The sequence below is a fragment of the Micromonospora sp. B9E7 genome (assembly GCF_039871815.1).
In the GTDB taxonomy this organism is placed as follows: domain Bacteria; phylum Actinomycetota; class Actinomycetes; order Mycobacteriales; family Micromonosporaceae; genus Micromonospora.
In genome coordinates this window covers 126,754-147,072 of the sequence record NZ_JBDPLX010000004.1, presented here as the reverse complement: position 1 = coordinate 147,072, position 20,319 = coordinate 126,754, and the positions used below count along the sequence as shown (strand labels likewise).

The window sequence follows — 20,319 nt, the reverse complement described above, 5'->3', positions numbered from 1 at the left end:
CGCACGGGTGGCCCGGCCGACCTGGCCGGGTTGCGCCGGCTCGCGGTCGACACGCTCGACGCCAACTGGGAACACGACCACACCGTGCCGTCGCGCACGCTCTACCCGCACCAGTGGAGCTGGGACTCCGCGTTCATCGCGATCGGGCTCGCCCAGGTCCGCCCGGAACGAGCCTGGCGCGAGTTGACGAGCCTGTTCCGGGCCCAGTGGGCCGACGGGAGGGTGCCGCACATCGTGTTCAACCCGGCGCTGCGGGTCGGCGCGTACTTCCCCGGGCCGGAGATGTGGCGCACCGCCAACGCCGAGGGCACCCCCAGCGTGGACACGTCCGGCCTGGTCCAGCCACCGGTGCACGCGCTCGCCGCGTGGCTGGCGTACCAGCGGGCACCCGAGTCGTCCGGCCTGGACGCGCTGCGCCGGCTGTATCCCGCGCTGGTCGCCCAACAGCGCTACCTGGCCGACCGGCGTGACGTGGCCGGCGACGGGCTGGTCTGCATCGTGCACCCGTGGGAGTCCGGGTTGGACAACAGCCCCGCCTGGGACGAGCCGATGGCAGCGGTCGGAGCCGAGGCGGCGGTGATGCGCGCGTACCGTCGGCACGACACCGCGCACGCCGACGCCGCGCACCGCCCCACGGACCTGGACTACGCGCGATACCTGGCGATCGTCGCCGCCTACCGTGAGCACGGCTACGCCGACCGCGACCTCGCCGCCGACCATCCGTTCCTGGTCGAGTGTCCGCTGTTCAACGCGGCCTTCGGGTCCGCCGAGCACGCGCTTGCCGAGATCGCCGCGCTCCTCGGTCACGACCCCGAGCCCCACCGGGCCCGCGCCGCCCGGATCACCGAAGCGCTGGTACGACGGCTCTTCGACCCGGTCACCGGCACGTTCCAACCCCGGGACCTGCGCACCGACCGGCTGGTCGGCGCCCGTACCGTGCTCGGGCTGACTCCGCTGATCCTGCCCGACCTGCCAACCCGCCACGTCGACGCGCTGGTGGTCGAGGCCCGGTCGGCGCGCTTCGGGGTGGCCCGGCGGATGGACCGGCCGTTGCCCACCTACGACCGCACCGCGCCCGACTTCGAGCCGCTGCGCTACTGGCGCGGGCCGAGCTGGTTGAACATCGGCTGGCTGGTCCGGCGCGGGCTGCTCACCCACGGGCATCCGGAACTGGCCGCCGGGCTGCGCCACTCGATGATCGGTCTGGTCGCCGGGGCCGGCTGCCACGAGTACTTCCATCCGGACACCGGCGTCGGACTGGGCTCACCGGCGTTCAGCTGGACCGCCGCGCTGCTGGTCGACCTGCTGACCGGGTGAGTCCGCCCCGGCCACTGGTGGTAGCGTGCCCGGTCCGCCGGCCGGAAGGAACATCGTGCGCGAGATCGACAAGGTGGCCTGGATCCTCATCGAGGACGGACGGGTACTGAGTACGCGGTCGGAGGGCAAGGACGTCTGGTATCTGCCCGGTGGCAAGCGCGAGTCGGGCGAGACCGACCTGCAGACCCTGCGTCGGGAGATCCACGAGGAGTTGAGCGTCGAGGTGGACGTGCGCGGCGCGATGCACCTGGGCACCTTCACCGCTCAGGCGCACAGCCACGCGACCGGCGTCACCGTACGGATGACCTGCTACCGGGCCGGCTACCAGGGGCGACTACAGCCGGCCAGCGAGATCGCCGAGATGGCCTGGCTCGGCTACGCCGACCGGCACCGGACCTCTGCTGTCGACCAGATCATCTTCGACCACCTGCTGGCGGAGGACCTGCTGCGCTGACGGCACAGTTTGTCGAGGCCGGCCGGGGGTAACCGCCCGGACGTGACCGACGGCGACGGCTTTCCGTACTTCATCGACGCGGTGTCCCGGCGGTCCGGCCTGCCGACCGAGCAGGCCGCCGCGCTCGCCCGCGCCGTCCTCCAGACGATGGCCGAACGGGTGACCGGCGGCGCGCCCGACGACCTCGTGGGCCACCTTCCGAACAACGTCGGCGGGTATCTGACCGGCCCGGCCCCGGTCGACGGCGGCGCCGAGGTTCCGCCGCCCCCGGACGACGGCCCTGCGGAGTTCCTTCGCCGGGTGGAGCAGCGTGCCGGGGTGGACCCGGTCGCCGCCCGGGCCGGAACCGGAGCTGTCTTCGCGACCCTGCGCGAGGCGATGACCGTACGGGAGTTTCGCGAGATGGTGGCGCGACTGCCGCGCGACGACGGCGGCAGACCAGGCCCTGTGTGATCCACTCGCGTGCCGTGAAGGCGGGCCCGCCTCGTGCCGGACACCCCGATTAGCGTGAACTCGAATTGATCGGGAGCCGCGGCGTGGTACGAGTGCTCGGTGAAAAGCGTCAAGGCGGCCGTCGCGCAGATCCGCGGTCGCGGTGGCCGGGCGGGCCGCCTGCGACTCAGCCAGTTGGAGGCCGCCCTGGTCATCTCGGCGCAGGCCGGGCTGGCCGCGGCCCTGGCCTGGTCGATCGGGCACGACCTGCTGGGCAACCCCGCGCCGATCTTCGCCCCCTCCGCCGCTGTGGGCACGATCGTCGCCGCGCTCGGCCAACGCGCCCACCGGACCATCGAACTGCTGCTCGGTGTCGGCCTCGGCATCGCCACCACCGACCTCCTGTTGAGTTTTCTGGGCACCGGGTTCTGGCAGACCGGATTCGTCGTCGGATCTGCCGTCCTCGCGACGCTCGTGCTGTTCGGGCGCAGTGGGGCTGCCGTTGGCCAGGCCGGCGGTACGGCGGTGCTGCTCGCGACCCTGGCCCCGGCTCAGAACAACCTCGAATGGCCGCGGATCGTCGAGGCGATGGTCGGCGGCGCGGTGGGCCTCGTGGTGGTCGCGTTGCTGGTGCCGCTGAACCCGATGCGGATCCTCGACCGGGACGCGGCGCCGATCTATCAGCGGCTCGCCGGTCAGCTGCGGGAGGTGTCCGGCGCACTGACAACGGGGGACCAGCCGCGGGCGATTCGCGCCCTGGATCTCCTCCGCGACATGGGTCCCGCGTTGGACCGGATGCACCAGGCGTTGAGCGGCGCCGAAGAGGTGGTCAGCCTCGCCCCCGCCCGGTGGTTGCGCCGGCAGGACGTGGAGCGGTTCGCGCGTGCGAGCCGGCAGGTGGAACGCGTCATCGAACACAGCCGGGGAGTCGCCCGCCGATCGGCGATGGCATTGCAGTACCGCGAGCGGATTCCCCCCGACCTGTCCGCCAGCGTCGGACGACTCGCTGACGCGGTCGAACTGCTGCGCCGCGAGCATCGCGCCGGGCGCCCGACCGAGAGGACCCACCAGGCGGTACGCGACGCCGTCTACCGGGCGGGCCGGGCCCGCGCCCAGGGCGTCGACGAGTTCGGCGACGCCGTGGTGACCCAGCTCCGTACCGCTGCCAGCGACCTTCTCCGTGCGATCGGCTACGACGCGACGTCGGCGAACGACGAGGTGCGCAAGGCGGTACAGGACGGCGAAGCCTCCGTCCACGAAGGCGGGTGAGCCTGGCGGCTCAGGGCGCGTCTGGCCGGGCCTGGACGACGTCGTCGCCGAAGGCGGCGGCGAGGGCTTTCGCGATCAGGTCGGGCAGCTCGCTTCGTCCGTCGTCCTCGGCCCAACGCACGAGTGCCGTGTGCATGGCGGCCAGGCAGGCGCTCGCCGCCGCGTGGGCGTGGAACGCGGCATCGGGATCGGTGGTGTCGTCCCCGAGGGCGGTGACGATGGCCTGCTGGAGCGCGTAGTTGTTGTCGAGGTGCTTGGCCCGCAGGGCCGGCGTCGCGATCATGAGCCGGAGGCGGGCGAGCAGGAACTGCCCGTTCGCCGACAGGTCACCCCCACCACGGCCGTCGGTCAGGGTCGTGGTCGATTCGACGAGCGCGGCGCCGATGCGGCGGACCAGGGGCTGGGTGGCGGGCGACGCGGCGATCCGGTCGGCGACGAGTTGGCCGTGCTGGTCGATGAGGACGAGGTCTTCCTTCGTGGGGAAGTGTCGATAGACGGTCATGGGAGACACGCCCGCGGCCTCGGCGACGTCGTTCACGGTGGTGGCGTCGTACCCGCGCTCGGTGAACAGCCGCACCGCGTGCGCCTGGATCGCGCGTTGCGTCTCGGCTCGGCGTTGCGCGCGCAGTGTCGACTGCTGGTCGGGCATGTGATAGACACTACCTCAGTGATAGTCGCTACCAGATTGGTAGTAACTAACAAACGCGTGAGGTGGTTGGCGTGGGCGATCTGACCGGCACAACGGCTCTGGTGACCGGCGCGTCGCGTGGCATCGGGCAGGCGATCGCGGTCCGACTGGCAGCGAACGGCGCGATGGTCTTCGTACACTTCGGCACGGACGAGGACGGTGCGACGGCGACAGTCGACGAGATCGAACGCTCCGGTGGAACCGCGCTCGCCGTCCGGGCGGAGCTGGGCGTGGACGACGACGTCGAGACGCTCTTCGCGGGAGTGGAGACCGGCCTGGCCGGGCGTCCACTCGACATCCTCGTCAACAACGCGGCGACCGCGCCGGCCGGCCCGCTCGGTGTCACGACGCGGGCGGAGTTCGATCACCTCTTCGCGGTGAACGTGCGCGCGCCGTACTTCGTCACCCAGCGGGCGTTGTCACTGCTGCGCGACGGCGGCCGCGTCATCACGATCTCGTCGGCCGCGACCCGGATGGCCAACACCACGCAGACGTCCTTCGCCATGACGAAGGCCGCGGTCGAGACGATGAGCATGACCCTGGCGAACCAGGTCGGAGTCCGCGGGATCACCGTGAACGCGGTGGCCCCCGGCGCCACCCGCACGGCGACCAACGGAGCGGCCTTCGAGCCGCCGGGCCTTGCCGACCTCATCGCCGCGACGACCGCCCTGAACCGGTTGGGGACACCCGACGACGTCGCCGAGGTGGTCGCGTTCCTCGCCTCCGACGCCGGGCGCTGGATCACCGGCCAGGTCATCGACGCGAGTGGCGGCCTGTTCCTCGGCCCGCGCTTCTGATCACCGGTCGGTGGCGTCGACCTCGGGCAGGTCCTCCGGCTCGCTGATCCAGGCGGAGAAGACCGGCAGGCCGTGCCACGGCCCGGTGACACCACCGGTCCGCGTGTCGGTGGCGACGGCCACCACCGCGTACGGGTTACCGAAGCGCAGCTCGGCGGTGCGCGCGAGACCCTCGGGCGGCAGACTGGTCACCCCGAACATGCCGGTCACCGCCGCCGCCTCGAAGCCGTACCGGTGGAAGCGGGCCACGGCCGACTGCCGGGCCTCGAAGCCGTCCACAGGTGTGGCCAGCGTCCTCGCCAGCGTCGCGGTCGCGGCCGGGAAGCCGAGCGTCGGGGCGGCCAGGTCGTGTTCGCTACGGGCCGACCAGCAGGGGAGCACGGCATGGTGTCGCTCCTCGCGGCCGTCGCGGGCCCGGGTCCGCGTCCGTTCCTCGCTCACCGTCCAGAGCGGAGTTTCGCCGAGCGGCAGGTCGAACAGCGAGCGGGCACCGGCCGGTGGCGTGCCGTCGGCCGCGCCGGCACTGAGGTCGTACGCGACGGCCAGCACCTCGGTCGGCGGCACCTGCGGCGCGGCCGCCACCGAGAGGACCACCAACCCCGCGCCGTCGGTCGTCTGGGCCGGCGCGCCGTGCACGATCACGTCACCGACCCGCGTGGTCGACACGATCGCGCACCGGTGGCCGTGGCTCGGACTGCGCAGCGCACGCCGTAGCTGGCGCGCCCACGGGCTGCCGCCGCCGAGGGCGCGGGCCTCGGCGACGTCGAACGGGGTCGCCCAGGACACCCGGGTGGCCAGGGCGCTGGCGAGGGCGAAGAGCACGTCCGGGCCGACCTTCAGTGGAAACGTCTCGATCAGACCGTCGGTGTGCTCGCGCGCCCAGGCGTCCAGGCCGGCCTGATCGGGCAGCACGCCGACCTCGGTGGTCCTGGGCAACGCGGCCCGCCACCCGGTCGACCCGACGTCGCCCCGCGCTGACCGTTGCCAGAGCGCGGTGGCGGACCTGACCAGCGGGTGCGGCGCGTCGAGCAGCGCCCGGGCGGCCTCGGCGGCACCCGCCAGGTCGGTGCCCAGGGCACGGGCCAGGTCCTCGGCGGCCGGGTCGCTGTCGGCGGCCGTGGTCGCGCAGACCGCGAGGAGCAGCCAGGCACCCAGCGGGGAGGCGACGTGGTGCCGGTTGCCGGCCGTGGCGTGCAGCCGTGCGGCGTACGCGGACAGCGGCCCGTGCAGATCGGTCGTCATGCCCCTACTGTGCCCTTCGGCCCGGCTCAGGACCACAGCTCGAACGGCTCGTCGATCTCCTCGCCGTCGAGGAAGGACGTGATCAGCCGGGGAAGCTGCCCGGGATAGAACCGTTCCGTGCTGGCGACCACCTCCGCCAGCGGCCACCAGCGGAAGCCGAAGTAGTCCTCCCGCTCGTAGTCGAGCCGGTGTGCCTCGTCCACGTCGGGACCGAGACTCGCCAGCCGTACGGTGACGACGACCTCGTCCTGCACGTGCCGCACCTGACGGTGCAGGAAGCTCGCCCGCCGACGCCAGGTCGGCGCCCCGACCTGGTCGGCGGCGACCACGATCCCGGTCTCCTCGCGCAGCTCCCGCACCGCGGTGTCGCGATAGGTCTCCCCGGGATCCATGCCACCACCCGGCAGCTCCCACCAGGTGCCCAGCCGAGGATGGTCGGGGTCGCGGGTGTGGAACAGCAACACCCGGTCGATGCTGTCCGTGACCACCACCCGCACCGCGCGTCGTTCCAGGATCGGCAGGTCGCGGGGCACCTCGTTCATCGGGCCAGTCTGTCGCACCGCCTGCTCGGGCGGCGGGTAGGCTGCCCGCCGTGGCTGGTCTGTTGAGGAATGTCGCGGCTCGCATCTCCCGGGTGGGCGCGGTGATCCCGTCGCCCCGACGCAGCGGGCCCGCCCCCGCCCAGGTGGCCCGCCGCCGCCAGGTGAGCGCGTTGCAGCGTCGGGAGCTGACGTACGCCCCGGAGCGCGACGGCCAGGCCGACCCCGGCGAGATCGTCTGGACGTGGGTGCCGTACGAGGACGACCCCCGGCAGGGCAAGGACCGTCCGGTGCTGGTCGTCGGGCGGCACAGCCGGACGCTGTTCGGGCTGATGCTGTCCAGTCAGAGCGAGCGCGACGGGCAGCGGCACTGGTTCGCGCTCGGGCCGGGCGAGTGGGACCGGGACAACCGGCCGAGCTGGGTCCGGTTGGACCGGGTGCTCACCATGCGCGAGGACAGCATCCGCCGTGAGGGTGCCGTGCTGGACCGGCCTCGGTTCGACCGGGTCGGGCAGGCCCTGCGCGCCGGCTACGGCTGGCGCTGAGCCGCGCGCCGGCTGCCGGCGGACCGGTCGGCGCGTCGGTTGGCTGGCGCGCCGGTCGGGAAACAGATCCTGGCCGTGCGCCTGTAGAGGTGCCCCGCATACGGGGCAGTTGCCGGGGCCGGCGGGGCCGCCTGGGCCGCGTGCAGGACCCGCTCCCGGGTTTCCGGGGCGGTCAGGCCGGCGCGGGACTCAGGCCGAGCGCGGCGCTACGCGCGTCCGGCGGCGGGTACGGTTGCTCGGCGAGCAACCGGGCGAGGTGTGCGGTGTTGAGCGCCAATGCCTTCGTGGTGCGGCCGGTGGTGTCCGGCTTCGGGCCGGCGTCGCGGTAGTCCACCTTGTGCAGTGCCTCGCCGACCCAGTAGGTCGCGGCGGCGGCCGCGAGGGTGAACCCGACCTCGTTGAGCGCCTGCTGCACCTGGCCGATGGTGTGGTGCGCGCCGTCCTCGTTGCCGACGACTGCCACACCGGCCACCTTGCCGTAGGTGAGGAGCCGGCCCTCGTCGTCGGTCTCGGAGAGTTCGGCGTCGAGGCGTTCGAGGACCATCTTGCAGACGCTCGACGGCTGACCGAGCCAGATCGGCGTGGCGATGACGAGGACCTGGGCCGCCAGGAGTTTGGCGCGGATCGCCGGCCAACCGTCGCCGTCGCCCTCGTCGGTGGACACCCCGAAGCGCACGTCGTGGTCGACGACCCGGACCAGTTCGCCCTCCACGCCCTGCGCGGCCAACTCGGCGAGCACCTCCCGGCCGAGCTGCTCGGAGCTGGACGGTGCGGGTGACGGCTTGAGGGTGCAGTTGAGTACGAGGGCGCGGATGCTCGCCACGTCGGTTCCCTTCGGCCGTCGAGTGAGGTTGCTGCCTCCCCATACCCCGACGCCGTCCCGGGACACCTTCACCGCCCAGGGCACGATTAAGCGGTGGGCGGGTGACCCGGCCGGTGGCATGGTGGTCGCATGATCGAGGACGGTTCGCGGCGGGCGGCCGAGCAGGTCCGGGCCGGCTTCGGCCTGCGGGTCTCCGCAATGGAGCAGGTGACCCACGGTGCCGACCAGCACGCCCGACTGTGGCTGGCTCACACCGTCGACGGCGGCCGGTACGCGGTGAAAATGAGTGGTGGTGGCACTGCGGCCGGCCTGGTCGTCACGGCGTACCTGGCCGACCAGGGGGTGCCGGGGATCGCCGCGCCGCTGCGGACCCGCGACGGTGGGCTGTCCGTCGACCACGACGGGCGCCGACTCTCGGTGGTGCCCTGGGTCTCCGACCAGCGGGCTCTCGACGGCCCGATGACCGAAGCGCACTGGCGCGCGTACGGCGAGGTGCTGGCCGCCGTGCACGCGGTGCCGGTGACCGAGGAGTTGAGGCGACTGTTGCCGGCGGGCGGTGCGGCGTACCCCTCGATCGTGGCCTCGACTCGCGCGGTGGCCGAGCGACTGTGCGACCCGGGCCGTCGCGACCCTGCCGCTCCGTCGGTCGGAGAGTTGGCGGCGGTGTGGTCGGCGGCGGCCGGGCAGATCCGGCTGCTGACCCGGGAGGTCGAACGCCTCGCGGTCGACCAGCCGGCCCGGCCTGGCCCGGACGTGGTCTGCCACGGCGACCCGCACCTGGGAAACCTGCTGCTCGGCAGGGACGGGCAGGTCTGGTTGATCGACTGGGACGACGCGGTGCTCGCGCCGCCCGAGTGTGACCTGATGTTCGTTCTCGGCGGGGTGCTCGCCTTCGCCCCGGTCAGCGCTTTCCAGCAGGATGCGGCCCTCGCCGGGTACGGCGCGGTCGACGTCGACCCGGCCCGTCTCGCCTGGTTCCTCGCGGTCCGCGCGTTGGACGACCTCACCGACTGGACCCGACAGGCGTTGGATCCGGACGCCGAGACGGCCGACCGCGATCGGGCTGCGCGGATCGTGCGGGGGCTGGTGTCCGAGGTCGGTCTGGTCACTCTCGCCGACGTGGCGCTGCGCGACCTCGACCGGCGGAGCTGAGCGGCGACCGCATCCGTCCAGGGGAAAGGGGCGGAAAAGAAGAAAGACAAGGAGGTGATGCCCTCCTTGCCACCTCCAACATATATCGCACCCCGGGTCTTGCGGCAAGACCCGGGTGGTGCTGCAGAATCTCCTGCCGAAGCCCAAAACTGGGAAAATCGGGGGATTCCATGATTGATGTGATCATTGCCGGCGGCGGACCGACCGGTCTGATGCTGGCCGCCGAGTTGCGGCTGCACGGCGTGCACACGCTCGTGGTCGAGAAGGACAGCGAGCCGACCCCGTTCGTCCGCTCGCTCGGCCTGCACGCGCGCAGCATCGAGGTGATGGACCAGCGCGGCCTGCTGGAGCGGTTCCTCGCGCTCGGCCAGCAGCACCCGGTCGGTGGCTTCTTCGCCGCCATCCCCAAGCCGTCGCCGGGCGGGTTGGACACCGCACACGCGTACGTGCTCGGCATCCCGCAGACCACCACCGACCGTCTGCTGGCCGAGCACGCCAGCGACGTCGGTGTCGAGATCCGGCGGGGCTGCGAACTGGTCGGCCTCAGCCAGGACGACCACGGGGTGACCGTGGAACTCGCCGACGGCACGCAGGTGCGCTCGCGCTACCTCGTCGGTTGCGACGGCGGTCGCAGCACCGTGCGCAAGCTGCTCGGCGTCGGATTCCCCGGCGAGCCCAGCCAGATCGAGTCGTTACTCGGCGAGATGGAGGTGGGCGTAGCGCCGGAGACGGTGGCCGACGTGGTGGCCGAGGTCCGCAGGACCCACCTGCGATTCGGTCTCGGGCCGCTCGGCGACGGGGTGTACCGCGTCCTCGTCCCCGCCGAGGGGGTGGCCGAGGACCGTTCGGTCCCGCCGACCATCGAGGAATTCAAAGAGCAGCTTCGGGTGTACGCGGGCACCGACTTCGGCGTGCACTCGCCGCGGTGGCTCTCCCGCTTCGGCGACGCCACCCGGCTGGCCGAGCGCTACCGGACCGGCCGGGTGCTGCTGGCCGGCGACGCCGCGCACATCCACCCGCCGACCGGTGGGCAGGGGCTCAACCTGGGCATCCAGGACGCGTTCAACCTCGGCTGGAAGCTGGCCGCCGAGGTCGACGGCTGGGCGCCGGAAGGACTGCTGGACAGCTACCACACCGAGCGGCACCCGGTGGCGGCCGACGTACTGACCAACACCCGCGCGCAGATGGTGCTGCTGTCGCCGGAGCCGGGCCCCCGGGCGGTGCGTCAGTTGCTGTCGGAGCTGCTGGACTTCGAGGAGGTCAACCGGTACCTGATCGAGAAGATCACCGCGATCGGGGTCCGTTACGACTTCGGCGGGGGGCACGAACTGCTCGGCCGGCACCTGCGCGACGTGCGGTTGAAGCAGGGCCGCCTCTACGAGCTGATGCGCGGTGGTCGAGGGCTGCTGCTCGACCAGACCGGCCGGCTCTCCGTGGGCGGGTGGGCGGACCGGGTCGACCACGTCGTCGACGTCAGCGACGAACTGGAGGTGCCCGCCGTGCTGCTGCGACCGGACGGCCACGTGGCGTGGGCGGGCGACGATCAGACGGACCTTCTCGGCCAGTTGCCGAGGTGGTTCGGCGCACCCGTCGGCTGAACGGTCAGCGCTCGGCCAGCCGGGCGCTGTCGACCAGCTGCCGGGGTGAGCGGGCGCCACCGAGGCTCTTCGCCTGGTACATGGCGGCGTCGGCCCTGCTGAGCGCTTCGGTGAGCTGGGCCGGGCCGGTCACCGGGGCGAGCCCGACGGAGGCGGTGACCCGGACGCTGCATCCGCTGAGCCGGATCGGCGCGGCGACGGTCTCGGCGAGGCGGCGGGTGGAGTGCTCGATCCAGCGGCGGTCGACGGTGGGACTGGCGAGCAACCCGGCGAACTCGTCCCCGCCGAGGCGGGCGACGAGGTTGTCCCCGGCGAAGCCGGCGAGTCGCTCGGCCACACTGATCAGCACCTGATCGCCGGCGGCGTGCCCGTACCGGTCGTTGATCTGCTTGAAGTCGTCGAGATCGAGCACCACGGCGATCAACGGCTGGCCGGCCGCGTCGGTGAGCAGGGCGGCAGCCAGGCGGTAGAAGGCACGTCGGTTGGGCAGCCCGGTGAGGGGGTCGTGGCTGGCGGCGTGGCGTTCGGCGGCGAGCTCGGCCTGGAGGTGCTCGATCTCGCACTCGGCGCGGACCGCCCGGCGGCGTAGTTGCCAGGAGGAGAGCAGCGCGCCGGCCGCGCAGATGCCGGAGGCGACACTCATCGGATCCGGCACGAACCCTCCCATCGCCGCGACCGCCTCCACCCCTCCGTCGACGCGGCGCGCCGCGTCAGGCCCAGTTTTGCCTGATGGTTGCCCCTGCGGGGGTAACTCAACGTGAACGGATGGGCACCGATCATGTGCGTTATCATGCTCGCCGTCCGGTGCATATGCAATAGCAGATGCACGTGCAGAACCGTCCGATGTCGATACCGCACCCCTCGCCGTCACCGCTCCTCCCACGGCCACCGGCGGGCTCGTGAGCAGAAAGACGCCTCCATGCAGCAGCCACCCAATGGCGTACCGATCCATCAGTTGCCCCCGCTGAGCTGGCAGAAGAGTCGCCGTAGCAACCCGAGCGGCAACTGCGTCGAACTCGCCGAACTGCCCGGGGGAGCGGGCATCGCGGTTCGCAACTCACGGCACCCGGAAGGGCCGGCGCTGATCTACACCGTGGACGAGATCGCCGCCTTCGTGCTCGGCGCGCGGGACGGGGACTTCGACCATCTGATCAACTGACCGCCCCGGGTGGGGTCGTCCCGGAGGTGGGACCGAATCACCGGCGCGGAGGAGTTCACCTCACTGTCGGTCCATGGCATGCTTACACGTCGGCCGGGCCAGGTACCCGACCGCGTGGGTCGGTGTCCGGAGGTCCGCACGTGACGATGGTTCCCGCCGAGGGTGGCCCGACAACCGGGCCGACCGTGCTGCGCATGCTGCTCGGCGCCCAGTTGCGTCGCCTGCGGGAGGCCAGCGGGGTGACCCGGGAGGGCGCCGGCTGGGAGATCCGCTCCTCCGAATCGAAGATCAGTCGGATGGAGCTGGGTCGGGTCGGCTTCAAGGAGCGCGACGTCTCCGATCTGTTGACCCTCTACGGGGTCACCGAGGAGCACGAGCGCGAGGCGCTGCTGAAACTCGCCCGGGACGCCAACAGCCCTGGCTGGTGGCACCGCTACGGCGACGTGCTGCCGACCTGGTTCCAGTCGTACCTGGGCCTGGAGGCCGCCGCCGCGTTGATCCGCAGCTACGAGGTGCAGTTCGTGCCCGGCCTGTTGCAGACCGGGGACTACGCCCGGGCGGTGGTGCTGCTCGGGCACGGCGCGGCCGATCCGGCCGAGATCGACCGGCGCGTCGCCCTGCGCCTGCAACGGCAGCAGCTGCTTCACCGGGAGAACCCGCCGCAGCTCTGGGCCGTGGTGGACGAGGCGGCCCTGCGACGCCCGATCGGCGGCCCCGCGGTCATGCGCGGTCAGCTCGCCGCCCTCATCGAGGCGACCAAGTCGCCCAACATCCGGCTCCAGGTCATCCCGTTCGCAGCCGGTGGCCACGCCGCCGCCGGGGGTGCCTTCACCATCCTGCGCTTCGGTGACCAGGAGTTGCCCGACATCGTCTACATCGAACAGCTCACCAGCGCCCTCTACCTCGACAAGCGTGACGACCTGGATTACTACGCGGTGGCCATGGAGCGCCTCTGCGTCGAGGCCGAGCCGCCGGAGCGCACCCCGGAGATCCTCGGCCGGCTGCTGGACGACCTCTACCCGGCCTGATCGCCGTCACGGTGCGGCCCGCCACGCGGGCGGCACCGAACGCATCGTATTGACTGACGCCGACCAGTCGGGCTAGTCTCTGTATCGATTCAGACTGGATCGATACAGAGAGGTGCCGGTGAAGCCAACACTGCAAGCCGTGGCCGACGCCGTCGGCGTCTCCCGCAGCACCGTGTCCAACGCCTACAGTCGCCCCGACCAACTCTCCGCCAGCCTTCGCGGGCGGATCCTGGACGCCGCGCGCCAACTCGGGTACCCCGGCCCCAACCCCACCGCCCGTTCCCTGCGCCGCGGCTTCGTCGGGTCGATCGGGGTGCTGTTCACCTCGCACCTGTCGTACGCCTTCACCGACCCGTTCGCCGTCCGCTTCCTCGCCGGGGTCGGCGAGGCTGCCGAGCGGCACGGCACAAGCCTGTTGCTGGTGCCGCTGCCCCCGGCGGTCACCGATGCCCGGCGGGCAGTGGAGAACGCGGCCGTGGACGGGTTCTGCGTCTACTGCGTCGCCGACGAGGAATGGGCGTTGGACGTGATCCGGCAGCGGGGGTTGCCGTTCGTCAGCACGGCTGCCCGCGACGACGCTGACCCCGACGAGCGGTACGTCGGGATCGACGAGCGGGCCGCCGCGCACAGCGCCGCCGCTCACGTGGCGGGGCTCGGTCACCGCCGCGTGGCGCTGCTCGCCGACTCCGTGCTGCCGGGCGCACCGGCCGGCCCCCTCACCGTGGCCGGGGTGGAGCAGATTCCGCACCCCACCACCCGGGGCCGGCTCGCCGGGTTCGCGGACGCGTTCGCCGAGGTCGGCGTCGGCTGGGCCGACCTGACCCTGGTCAATGCCCCCGGTAACAGCCGGCAGGCAGCCGCCGAGGCGGTCGCCGGGCTGTTCGACGGCCCCGCTCCGCCGACCGCCGTGCTGGCCGGCTCCGACGTCCTCGCGCTCGGTGTGCTGGACGCCCTGGCCGTTCGGCCGGCCGGTGCCCGTCCGCCCATCTCGGTAACCGGTTTCGACGACGTCGCCGAGGCCGCCGCGGCCGGCCTTACCACCGTCCGGCAGCCGGCCGAGGAGAAGGGTCGCATCGCCGCCGAACTGCTGCTCGACCCGCCCGCGAACCCCGCGGCCGGTCATGTGTTGTTGCCCACCGCACTCGTCGTCCGGGACTCCACCGGACCTGTCCCGAGGAGTTGACCATGGAACTTCCCACCGGATACATCACCGCCCTCGACGCCATGAACCGACACGTCAACTCGGCCCGACCGGACGCCCCGGTCCAGATCGAACGGGCCCGCCGGGCTCCGCTCGCCCCGACCCGGCAGGCTGCCGCCGTCGCCCTGCGCCGGCTCGCCGACCGCATCCAGCCGCGACCGCTGCCCGCCACGCCGCACTGCTCCTGACCCGATCGAAACCCATCCGGGCACGCACGGGACAAACAGTGTGTGCCCGGGCACGGAGGGTGGTCGAGTGGCGCTCGGCCAGGCAGACTGGTGAAGCCATGTCGCCTTTCACGCCCACCCTCCGTCTCCACGACCGCTACGTACTGCACGAGCGGATCGGTCTCGGCGGCATGTCCGAGGTGTGGCGGGCCGACGACGACGTGCTCGGTCGACCGGTCGCGATCAAGGTCCTCGCCGGGCAGTTCGCCACCGACCCGCACCTGCGGGCCACCATCCAGCGCGAGGCCCGCGCGGCCGCCCGGCTCACCCACCCACACGTCACCCAGGTGTACGACTACGCCGAGGCGACCCTGGCCGGCGGCGCCGTGGTCCCGTACCTGGTGATGGAGCTGGTCGAGGGCCACAACCTGGCCGACCGGCTACGGAACGGCCCGCTGCCCTGGCCGGAGGCGGTGCGGGTGGCCGGGCAGATCGCCGCCGCGCTGGCTGCCGCGCATCGCATCGGTGTCGTGCACCGCGACGTCAAGCCCGGCAATGTCATGCTCACCGACACCGGGGCCAAGGTGCTCGACTTCGGCATCGCCGCGCTCGGCGGCCTCGACGGCCAGTCCGGCGAACCGCTGATGGGCACACCCGCGTACTTCGCCCCGGAGCGGCTGAGAGCCGGCCCACCCGACCCGGCCAGCGACGTGTACGCCCTCGGCGCGCTGCTCTACCGCACCCTCACCGGCCAGGCCCCACTGCCGGTGCAGAGCTGGGAGGACGCCCTAGAGGTGCACCGGCGCGGCACTCCGGTGCCGCCGCTGCGGGTGCCCGGCCTCCCCGCCGACGTCGCCGAGCTGACCCTCGCCTGCCTGGCCGCCAACCCGGCCGACCGACCGAGCGCCGCGCACCTGGCCCGCCGCTTCGGCGCGGGCCAGCCGGTCGAGCCGCCCACCGAGCTGCTGCGGATCACGCCGGCAGCCCACCCACCAACCCTGATCGACCGCTCGGCCGTCCGCCCCGCGCCGGTTGCCGCCGTGCCGGCCCGCCGCCGATCGCGCCGGCCCTTCGCCGTGCTGGTCGCGGCCGGTCTCGCCGTGCTCGTCGGTCTCGGCGCCCTGCTCACCCAGGGCCAGTTCGGCACCTCGGGCGCACCCGACCCGGCCGACGTCGCCGGCGCACCGTCGGCTTCCGCCCCGGCGCCCAAGCCCACGACGCAGTCGCCGAAACCGCCGACGTCGCCCTCGCCGTCGCCAGCCGCCAGCACCCCGTCCCCGACCGGCGGGCAGCAGGTGCCGGTCAGTTTCCGCGAGGTGACCGGCCAGTTCGCAGCCGTGCTCGCCAGCGCGCTGGCCCGCGGTGACGTCGACCGCAAGACCGCCGAAGACCTGCGGGACGACCTCGCCGACCTGAACCGCCACACCCGCGACCGGGCCGAGCGTGTCGCCGAGCTGCGGGAACGCATCGCCGAGTTGGTGGAGCGCGACCGCCTAGCAGCGCGGACGGGCGCCCAACTCGACGATCTGCTCGCGCAGACCAGCAGCATCTTCACCGGCCGTACGGACGACTGATACCTGCGTCTATGCCGCTGGCATGATGTCCCGATGCGGACACGTCTGATCTTCGTGCGACACGGCGAGTCGCTCCACCAGCTCGAGGGAATCGTGGGCGGACCACGTGGTTGCCGGGGCCTCACCGCCCTCGGCCATGAGCAGGCACACGATCTCGCCAAACGGCTCATCGGCGAGGTCGCCATCGACCGACCCGTGGCGGTCTACTCGTCCGTGCTGCGGAGGGCTGTCGAGACAGCGCAACCGATCGCCACCGCGTTCGGCGTCCGGCCCGTGGCCGACTGTGGCCTGTGCACCTGGCACACACCCCCGTACGCCGACGGCCTGCCGACCGCCCGCTTCCGCACCGAACACGCGGTGGCCGGTGGGGGTGTGTTCCGGCCGTTCGAGGAGGGCAACGAGAGCTGGGCCGAACTGGTGGTCCGCGTCAGCCGAGCGATCATGGAGATCGCCCATCGGCACCGGGGGTCCACAGTGGTCCTGGTCGGTCACAGCGAGACCGTCGAGGGCGCGTTCCACGCGCTCGGCGCGCAGCCGGTCTTCCGGGCGTTCGACCTGGACGTGCCCCCGGCATCGATCACCGAGTGGACGAGCGATCACGACCCGGGCGGTTGGCCGCCGGCCCGCTGGACGCTCCGTCGCTTCGCCGACACCGCGGGGTGGGCCAGAGCGTGAACCTCCGCCGCACGTCTCGTGGTCGCCCCCTTCGTCGACGACCGACGGCCACCTGTTCGACGTCGCCGGCACGGCGTGGCCGTCCACCTGCTCCCGCCGGTCGTAGTCTCACCGAATGACGACAACGCAGACGCACACCCTCGCCGTACCCGGCGTCGACCTGGTCTACGACGTCCGAGGCCCCCTGCCCCCGTCCGGGGGACGCCCCGCGCTGCTGCTGATCGGCCAGCCGATGGCGGCGGAGGGCTTCACCGCTCTCGCGCCGCTCCTCACGGACCGCACCGTCGTCACCTACGACCCGCGTGGCCTCGGCCGCAGTGTCCGCACGGACGGCCGGACCGATCACACGCCGCAGCAGCAGGCGGCCGACCTGCACCTGCTGATCGAGGCGCTCGGTGCCGGCCCGGTCGACGTGTTCGGCAGCAGCGGCGGCGCGGTGACGGCACTCGAGCTCGTCGCGACGTATCCCGGCGACGTCGTCACGTTGGTGGCGCACGAACCCCCGATCAACGCCGTGCTCCCCGACGCCGACGCCGCCGAGCGCGCCCGCGCCGGGTTCTACGACGCATACCAGGCGAAGGGGGCCGGCGCCGGCATGGCCGCGTTCATCGCGATGACGTCCTGGCAGGGCGAGTTCACCGATGCCTACTTCGCCCAACCCACGCCCGATCCGGCGATGTTCGGCCTGTCGACCGACGACGACGGCACTCGCGACGACCCGCTGCTGTCGAAGAACTCGTGGGCGGTCACCGACTACCGGCCGGACGCGAACCTGCTCACCGCGGCACCCACCCGGATCGTCATCGCGGTCGGGGAGGAGTCGGCCGGGACGTACACCGCGCGCACCGCCCTCGGCATGGCGGCCGTGCTCGGTCAGGAGGCCGTGGTGTTCCCCAGTCACCACGGCGGCTTCCTCGGCGGTGAGTTCGGTTACGCGGGCAAGCCCGAGGAGTTCGCGGCACGGCTGCGGGAGGTGCTGGACGCCGGCTGACCGGGGTTGGGTGACCCGTGCCGCGTTACCCGCGCTGCTCGCTCAGGATCTGCTCACGCAGGATCTCGGCGTGCCCGCAGTGCTGGGCAAGCTCGCGCAGCACGTGCAGGTACACCCACCGCAGCGGCAGCGGGCCGCGCCGGTTGCCGTGCACCACGTCGTCCAGGCCGAGCGACGACGTCGCGAGGCGGGAGGCGTCGCAGGCCTCGCGGTGCGCCCGCTGCACGCTGGCGATCGTGTCGTCGTCGTCGAGGACGAACGACTCGTCCGGGGTCGCGGGAATGCCGATCTCGGCGCGAGACCGGCGGGTGATGGCCTCGTCGAACCAGACCTTCTCCACGAAGGTGGTGTGCTTCACCAGACCCAACAGCGTGGTCCGGGACGGCACCAACGAGCGGCGCGCCTGCTCCTCGGTCAGCCCGTCCAGGTAGCCGTTGAGCGCTCTGCGGTGCTCGTCGATGAACGCCTCGACCTGCGCCTGGGTCGACTGGTCGATGACGTCGTCGGCGAAGGTCCCCGGGAAGGAAGTCATCCGCGAAGCATTTCAAGATCGTCGTCGGGGTGCAAACACCACCACTCAGCCGAAGGAGATGAGTGCGCCGCGTTCGTCGAAGCGGGCCGTGCCCGCCCAGGCGATCTCCCAGCGGTTGCCCTCCGGATCGGCGAGGTAACCCGAGCGCCCACCCCACGGCCGGTCGATCGGCTCTGCCACCACGGTCGCGCCCGCTGCGACGGCCGCGGCGAACGCCGAGTCGACCTCGTCGCGGCTGTCGACATTGCAGGCCAGGGTGGTGCCAGACCAGCCACCGGCGGGCGCGGGCACGCCCGGCGCCGCCTCGGCGGCCAGCTCCGGCAGTGGGTAGAGCGCGAACAGCACACCGCCGAGCAGGAAGGCCGACCAGCCGTCGTCACTGGCCGGCAGCTCGGGCCACCCCAACGACCGGTAGAACGACCGCAGCGCGGCGACGTCGCGTGCTCCCAGGGTGACCACCGACAGTCGGGAGGGGACAGTGCTCATGGGGCGATCCTGCCCGAGACGTACGACATGCGTGAGTGGGGCCGGCGTCGACAGCCTTCAGCCGAGGCTGGCGCTGACCGACTCGCCCGGGCCGGTGCCCGCGCGGGCGTACACCTCTCCGTCCGGCGTCCAGACACCCGACCGCCCCGCCGCCTCGGTGTAGCCGCCACCTGTCGACCCGGCGAAGCTCGCCACCGCCACCCAGACCCGGTGCGCGGTCGTGATCCGGTGGACCCGCTCGTCGATCACCGCCGAATCCTCGGCCGACTCCAGAACACCCGCCGCGTACACGTCGATCCCGAGCGCCGCGGTCCGCGCCGCGTGCGCGGCGACACCGGTGTCCTTGCAGATGGCCAACCCCACCCGCCAACCGTCCACGTCGAGCACCGCCGGCGCGTCACCCGGTCGAAAGCGGCCGGACTCCGCGCCGCCCAACCACATCTTCCGGTACGCCACCGTCGCACCGCCCCCGGTCACCGCCAGCATCGCGATGTGGTCGCCCGCGACCGGAGCACCGGCCAGGGCCATCGCGCCCATCTCGGCGCAGGCCTCGACCAGCGGCGCCAACCGCGGGTCGTCGACGGACACGACCGGCGCGTCCAACTCGTACCCCGTCAGCGACAGCTCTGGAAAGACCACCACCCGGGCGCGCGCCGCGCGCACCGCGGCGGCGTGCGCCCGCGCATTCTCCGCGACATCCAGGGGTACGCACGGCGGCTGCACCGCCGCGAGCCGCAGCGGGGTGCGGTTTTCCGCACCCCCACCGGTGTGGTCGACCCGTGCGGTCGGGCGGTCGGCCTCATGGTCGACTCTCAGGATCGCTTCGTACCGTGGGGGCATGATTCGAACGTCCCACGCCGTGCTCGCCACCGGAACCCCCACCGCCGCGGCGGAACCCCCGCAGGGCGGGATCGTCGGTTACGTCACTGACCTGGTGGAACGGCTCGGCGGCCCCGGTGCCGGCCTGGCGGTCGCGCTGGAGAACCTCTTCCCACCGATCCCCAGCGAGGTGATTCTGCCGTTGGCCGGGTTCGTCGCCGCGCAGGGACGGATGAGTCTGGTCGGTGCGATCTTCTGGACCACCCTGGGCTCGGTGGTGGGTGCGCTCGCGCTCTACCTGATCGGCGCATCGCTGGGGCGCGACCGGATGCGCGCCATCGTGTCCCGGCTCCCACTGGTGAAGCTCAGCGACGTGGACCGGACCGAGGCGTGGTTCCTGCGGCACGGGGTGAAGGCCGTCTTCTTCGGGCGGATGATCCCGATCTTCCGGAGCCTGATCTCCATTCCGGCCGGGGTGGAGCGGATGCCGGTGGGCACGTTCCTGCTCTACACCACGCTGGGCAGCCTGATCTGGAACACCACGTTCGTGCTCGCCGGCTACCTGCTCGGCGACAACTGGCACCTGGTCGAGGGCTACGCCGGCATGCTCCAGAAAGTGGTGATCGTCGTCTGCGTGGCGGCGGCCGCCTGGTTCGTCGGGTCCCGCGTGCTGCGAGCCCGCCGCGCCGCAAGCAACCCCGAACCGACCGACCCCGAGCAGAGCGCGCCGAACGGTGTGCCCGACCCGGCCGGTCGCGGCACCCTCTACCGCAGCGGATCGTGGGCCTCGGACGAGCGGTAACGACTCTTCCCCGTCTCCCTTGCTCTGCT

Annotated in this window: 24 protein-coding genes; 16 read left to right on the top strand and 8 right to left on the bottom strand. The window is 72.3% G+C overall.

Going from position 1 to position 20,319, the window contains the following annotated elements; genetic code table 11:
* Nucleotides 1–21: 21 nt before the first annotated feature.
* The 4 genes from ABGB10_RS08455 to ABGB10_RS08440 all read left to right on the top strand — a co-directional run bounded on the left by ABGB10_RS08455 (nucleotide 22) and on the right by ABGB10_RS08440 (nucleotide 3,472).
* Nucleotides 22–1,317, top strand: coding sequence for a hypothetical protein (locus ABGB10_RS08455; RefSeq protein ID WP_347660478.1), 1,296 nt, complete (start codon nucleotides 22–24; stop codon nucleotides 1,315–1,317).
* Nucleotides 1,318–1,372: 55 nt separating this feature from the next.
* Entirely contained in the window at nucleotides 1,373–1,771 is a 399-nt protein-coding gene (locus tag ABGB10_RS08450; RefSeq protein WP_347660292.1) for an NUDIX domain-containing protein, read from the top strand.
* A 42-nt stretch (nucleotides 1,772–1,813) separates the two neighbouring features.
* Complete coding sequence (locus ABGB10_RS08445) at nucleotides 1,814–2,224, top strand: DUF2267 domain-containing protein (protein WP_347660291.1); 411 nt, start codon at nucleotides 1,814–1,816, stop codon at nucleotides 2,222–2,224.
* Nucleotides 2,225–2,323: 99 nt separating this feature from the next.
* Nucleotides 2,324–3,472 carry an FUSC family protein gene (locus ABGB10_RS08440; protein WP_347660290.1) on the top strand — a complete coding sequence of 383 codons (1,149 nt, stop codon included), beginning with the start codon at nucleotides 2,324–2,326 and terminating at the stop codon, nucleotides 3,470–3,472.
* Between the two features lie 10 nt (nucleotides 3,473–3,482).
* On the opposite strand, the gene ABGB10_RS08435 is transcribed toward ABGB10_RS08440, so the two are convergent.
* On the bottom strand, nucleotides 3,483–4,121 hold the full coding sequence (locus ABGB10_RS08435; RefSeq protein ID WP_347660289.1) for a helix-turn-helix domain-containing protein: 639 nt from the start codon (nucleotides 4,119–4,121) through the stop codon (nucleotides 3,483–3,485).
* Between the two features lie 71 nt (nucleotides 4,122–4,192).
* On the opposite strand from ABGB10_RS08435, the gene ABGB10_RS08430 reads away from it, so the two are divergent.
* Complete coding sequence (locus ABGB10_RS08430; RefSeq protein ID WP_347660288.1) at nucleotides 4,193–4,957, top strand: SDR family oxidoreductase; 765 nt, start codon at nucleotides 4,193–4,195, stop codon at nucleotides 4,955–4,957.
* On the opposite strand, the gene ABGB10_RS08425 is transcribed toward ABGB10_RS08430, so the two are convergent.
* Both ABGB10_RS08425 and ABGB10_RS08420 read right to left on the bottom strand, forming a co-directional pair.
* On the bottom strand, nucleotides 4,958–6,199 hold the full coding sequence (locus ABGB10_RS08425) for a hypothetical protein (RefSeq protein ID WP_347660287.1): 1,242 nt from the start codon (nucleotides 6,197–6,199) through the stop codon (nucleotides 4,958–4,960).
* Nucleotides 6,200–6,225: 26 nt separating this feature from the next.
* Nucleotides 6,226–6,741 (bottom strand): NUDIX domain-containing protein, encoded by a 516-nt coding sequence (locus tag ABGB10_RS08420; RefSeq protein WP_347660286.1) that lies wholly within the window; start codon nucleotides 6,739–6,741, stop codon nucleotides 6,226–6,228.
* Nucleotides 6,742–6,791: 50 nt separating this feature from the next.
* On the opposite strand from ABGB10_RS08420, the gene ABGB10_RS08415 reads away from it, so the two are divergent.
* The gene (locus ABGB10_RS08415; protein WP_088989909.1) at nucleotides 6,792–7,283 is read left to right on the top strand and encodes a type II toxin-antitoxin system PemK/MazF family toxin; all 492 of its coding nucleotides are present in this window, start codon (nucleotides 6,792–6,794) and stop codon (nucleotides 7,281–7,283) included.
* 172 nt (nucleotides 7,284–7,455) lie between these two features.
* On the opposite strand, the gene ABGB10_RS08410 is transcribed toward ABGB10_RS08415, so the two are convergent.
* Nucleotides 7,456–8,106, bottom strand: coding sequence for an NAD(P)H-dependent oxidoreductase (locus tag ABGB10_RS08410; protein ID WP_347660285.1), 651 nt, complete (start codon nucleotides 8,104–8,106; stop codon nucleotides 7,456–7,458).
* A gap of 129 nt (nucleotides 8,107–8,235) precedes the next feature.
* Between ABGB10_RS08410 and ABGB10_RS08405 the strand changes: the two genes are divergently transcribed.
* Both ABGB10_RS08405 and rox read left to right on the top strand, forming a co-directional pair.
* Nucleotides 8,236–9,258 carry a phosphotransferase gene (locus ABGB10_RS08405; RefSeq protein ID WP_347660284.1) on the top strand — a complete coding sequence of 341 codons (1,023 nt, stop codon included), beginning with the start codon at nucleotides 8,236–8,238 and terminating at the stop codon, nucleotides 9,256–9,258.
* A gap of 170 nt (nucleotides 9,259–9,428) precedes the next feature.
* The gene (rox, locus tag ABGB10_RS08400) at nucleotides 9,429–10,856 is read left to right on the top strand and encodes a rifampin monooxygenase (RefSeq protein WP_347660283.1); all 1,428 of its coding nucleotides are present in this window, start codon (nucleotides 9,429–9,431) and stop codon (nucleotides 10,854–10,856) included.
* A 4-nt stretch (nucleotides 10,857–10,860) separates the two neighbouring features.
* Here the strand turns inward: rox and ABGB10_RS08395 are convergent, their stop codons facing one another.
* The gene (locus ABGB10_RS08395; protein WP_347660282.1) at nucleotides 10,861–11,511 is read right to left on the bottom strand and encodes a GGDEF domain-containing protein; all 651 of its coding nucleotides are present in this window, start codon (nucleotides 11,509–11,511) and stop codon (nucleotides 10,861–10,863) included.
* Between the two features lie 264 nt (nucleotides 11,512–11,775).
* Between ABGB10_RS08395 and ABGB10_RS08390 the strand changes: the two genes are divergently transcribed.
* The 7 genes from ABGB10_RS08390 to ABGB10_RS08360 all read left to right on the top strand — a co-directional run bounded on the left by ABGB10_RS08390 (nucleotide 11,776) and on the right by ABGB10_RS08360 (nucleotide 17,651).
* Nucleotides 11,776–12,015 (top strand): DUF397 domain-containing protein, encoded by a 240-nt coding sequence (locus ABGB10_RS08390; RefSeq protein ID WP_074309213.1) that lies wholly within the window; start codon nucleotides 11,776–11,778, stop codon nucleotides 12,013–12,015.
* 140 nt (nucleotides 12,016–12,155) lie between these two features.
* Complete coding sequence (locus ABGB10_RS08385) at nucleotides 12,156–13,043, top strand: helix-turn-helix transcriptional regulator (RefSeq protein WP_347660281.1); 888 nt, start codon at nucleotides 12,156–12,158, stop codon at nucleotides 13,041–13,043.
* Between the two features lie 139 nt (nucleotides 13,044–13,182).
* A complete protein-coding gene (locus ABGB10_RS08380; RefSeq protein ID WP_347660280.1) occupies nucleotides 13,183–14,226 on the top strand; it encodes a LacI family DNA-binding transcriptional regulator in 1,044 nt (347 codons plus the stop codon).
* 2 nt (nucleotides 14,227–14,228) lie between these two features.
* On the top strand, nucleotides 14,229–14,432 hold the full coding sequence (locus tag ABGB10_RS08375; protein ID WP_347660279.1) for a hypothetical protein: 204 nt from the start codon (nucleotides 14,229–14,231) through the stop codon (nucleotides 14,430–14,432).
* A gap of 98 nt (nucleotides 14,433–14,530) precedes the next feature.
* Nucleotides 14,531–15,985 carry a serine/threonine-protein kinase gene (locus tag ABGB10_RS08370; protein ID WP_347660278.1) on the top strand — a complete coding sequence of 485 codons (1,455 nt, stop codon included), beginning with the start codon at nucleotides 14,531–14,533 and terminating at the stop codon, nucleotides 15,983–15,985.
* A 33-nt stretch (nucleotides 15,986–16,018) separates the two neighbouring features.
* Entirely contained in the window at nucleotides 16,019–16,660 is a 642-nt protein-coding gene (locus tag ABGB10_RS08365; protein ID WP_347660277.1) for a histidine phosphatase family protein, read from the top strand.
* Between the two features lie 115 nt (nucleotides 16,661–16,775).
* Nucleotides 16,776–17,651: an alpha/beta hydrolase gene (locus ABGB10_RS08360; RefSeq protein WP_347660276.1), complete on the top strand. Its 876-nt coding sequence runs from the start codon at nucleotides 16,776–16,778 to the stop codon at nucleotides 17,649–17,651.
* Nucleotides 17,652–17,676: 25 nt separating this feature from the next.
* Here ABGB10_RS08360 and ABGB10_RS08355 read toward each other — a convergent pair whose 3' ends face one another.
* The 3 genes from ABGB10_RS08355 to ABGB10_RS08345 are packed head-to-tail and all read right to left on the bottom strand — an operon-like array spanning nucleotide 17,677 to nucleotide 19,509.
* Nucleotides 17,677–18,183 (bottom strand): DinB family protein, encoded by a 507-nt coding sequence (locus ABGB10_RS08355; RefSeq protein WP_347660275.1) that lies wholly within the window; start codon nucleotides 18,181–18,183, stop codon nucleotides 17,677–17,679.
* A gap of 45 nt (nucleotides 18,184–18,228) precedes the next feature.
* On the bottom strand, nucleotides 18,229–18,669 hold the full coding sequence (locus ABGB10_RS08350) for a VOC family protein (RefSeq protein WP_347660274.1): 441 nt from the start codon (nucleotides 18,667–18,669) through the stop codon (nucleotides 18,229–18,231).
* Between the two features lie 57 nt (nucleotides 18,670–18,726).
* Nucleotides 18,727–19,509 (bottom strand): carbon-nitrogen hydrolase family protein, encoded by a 783-nt coding sequence (locus ABGB10_RS08345; protein WP_347660273.1) that lies wholly within the window; start codon nucleotides 19,507–19,509, stop codon nucleotides 18,727–18,729.
* Between ABGB10_RS08345 and ABGB10_RS08340 the strand changes: the two genes are divergently transcribed.
* Entirely contained in the window at nucleotides 19,508–20,290 is a 783-nt protein-coding gene (locus tag ABGB10_RS08340; protein WP_347660272.1) for a DedA family protein, read from the top strand. The two genes, ABGB10_RS08345 and ABGB10_RS08340, sit on opposite strands and share 2 nt — an antisense overlap.
* Nucleotides 20,291–20,319 lie beyond the last annotated feature (29 nt).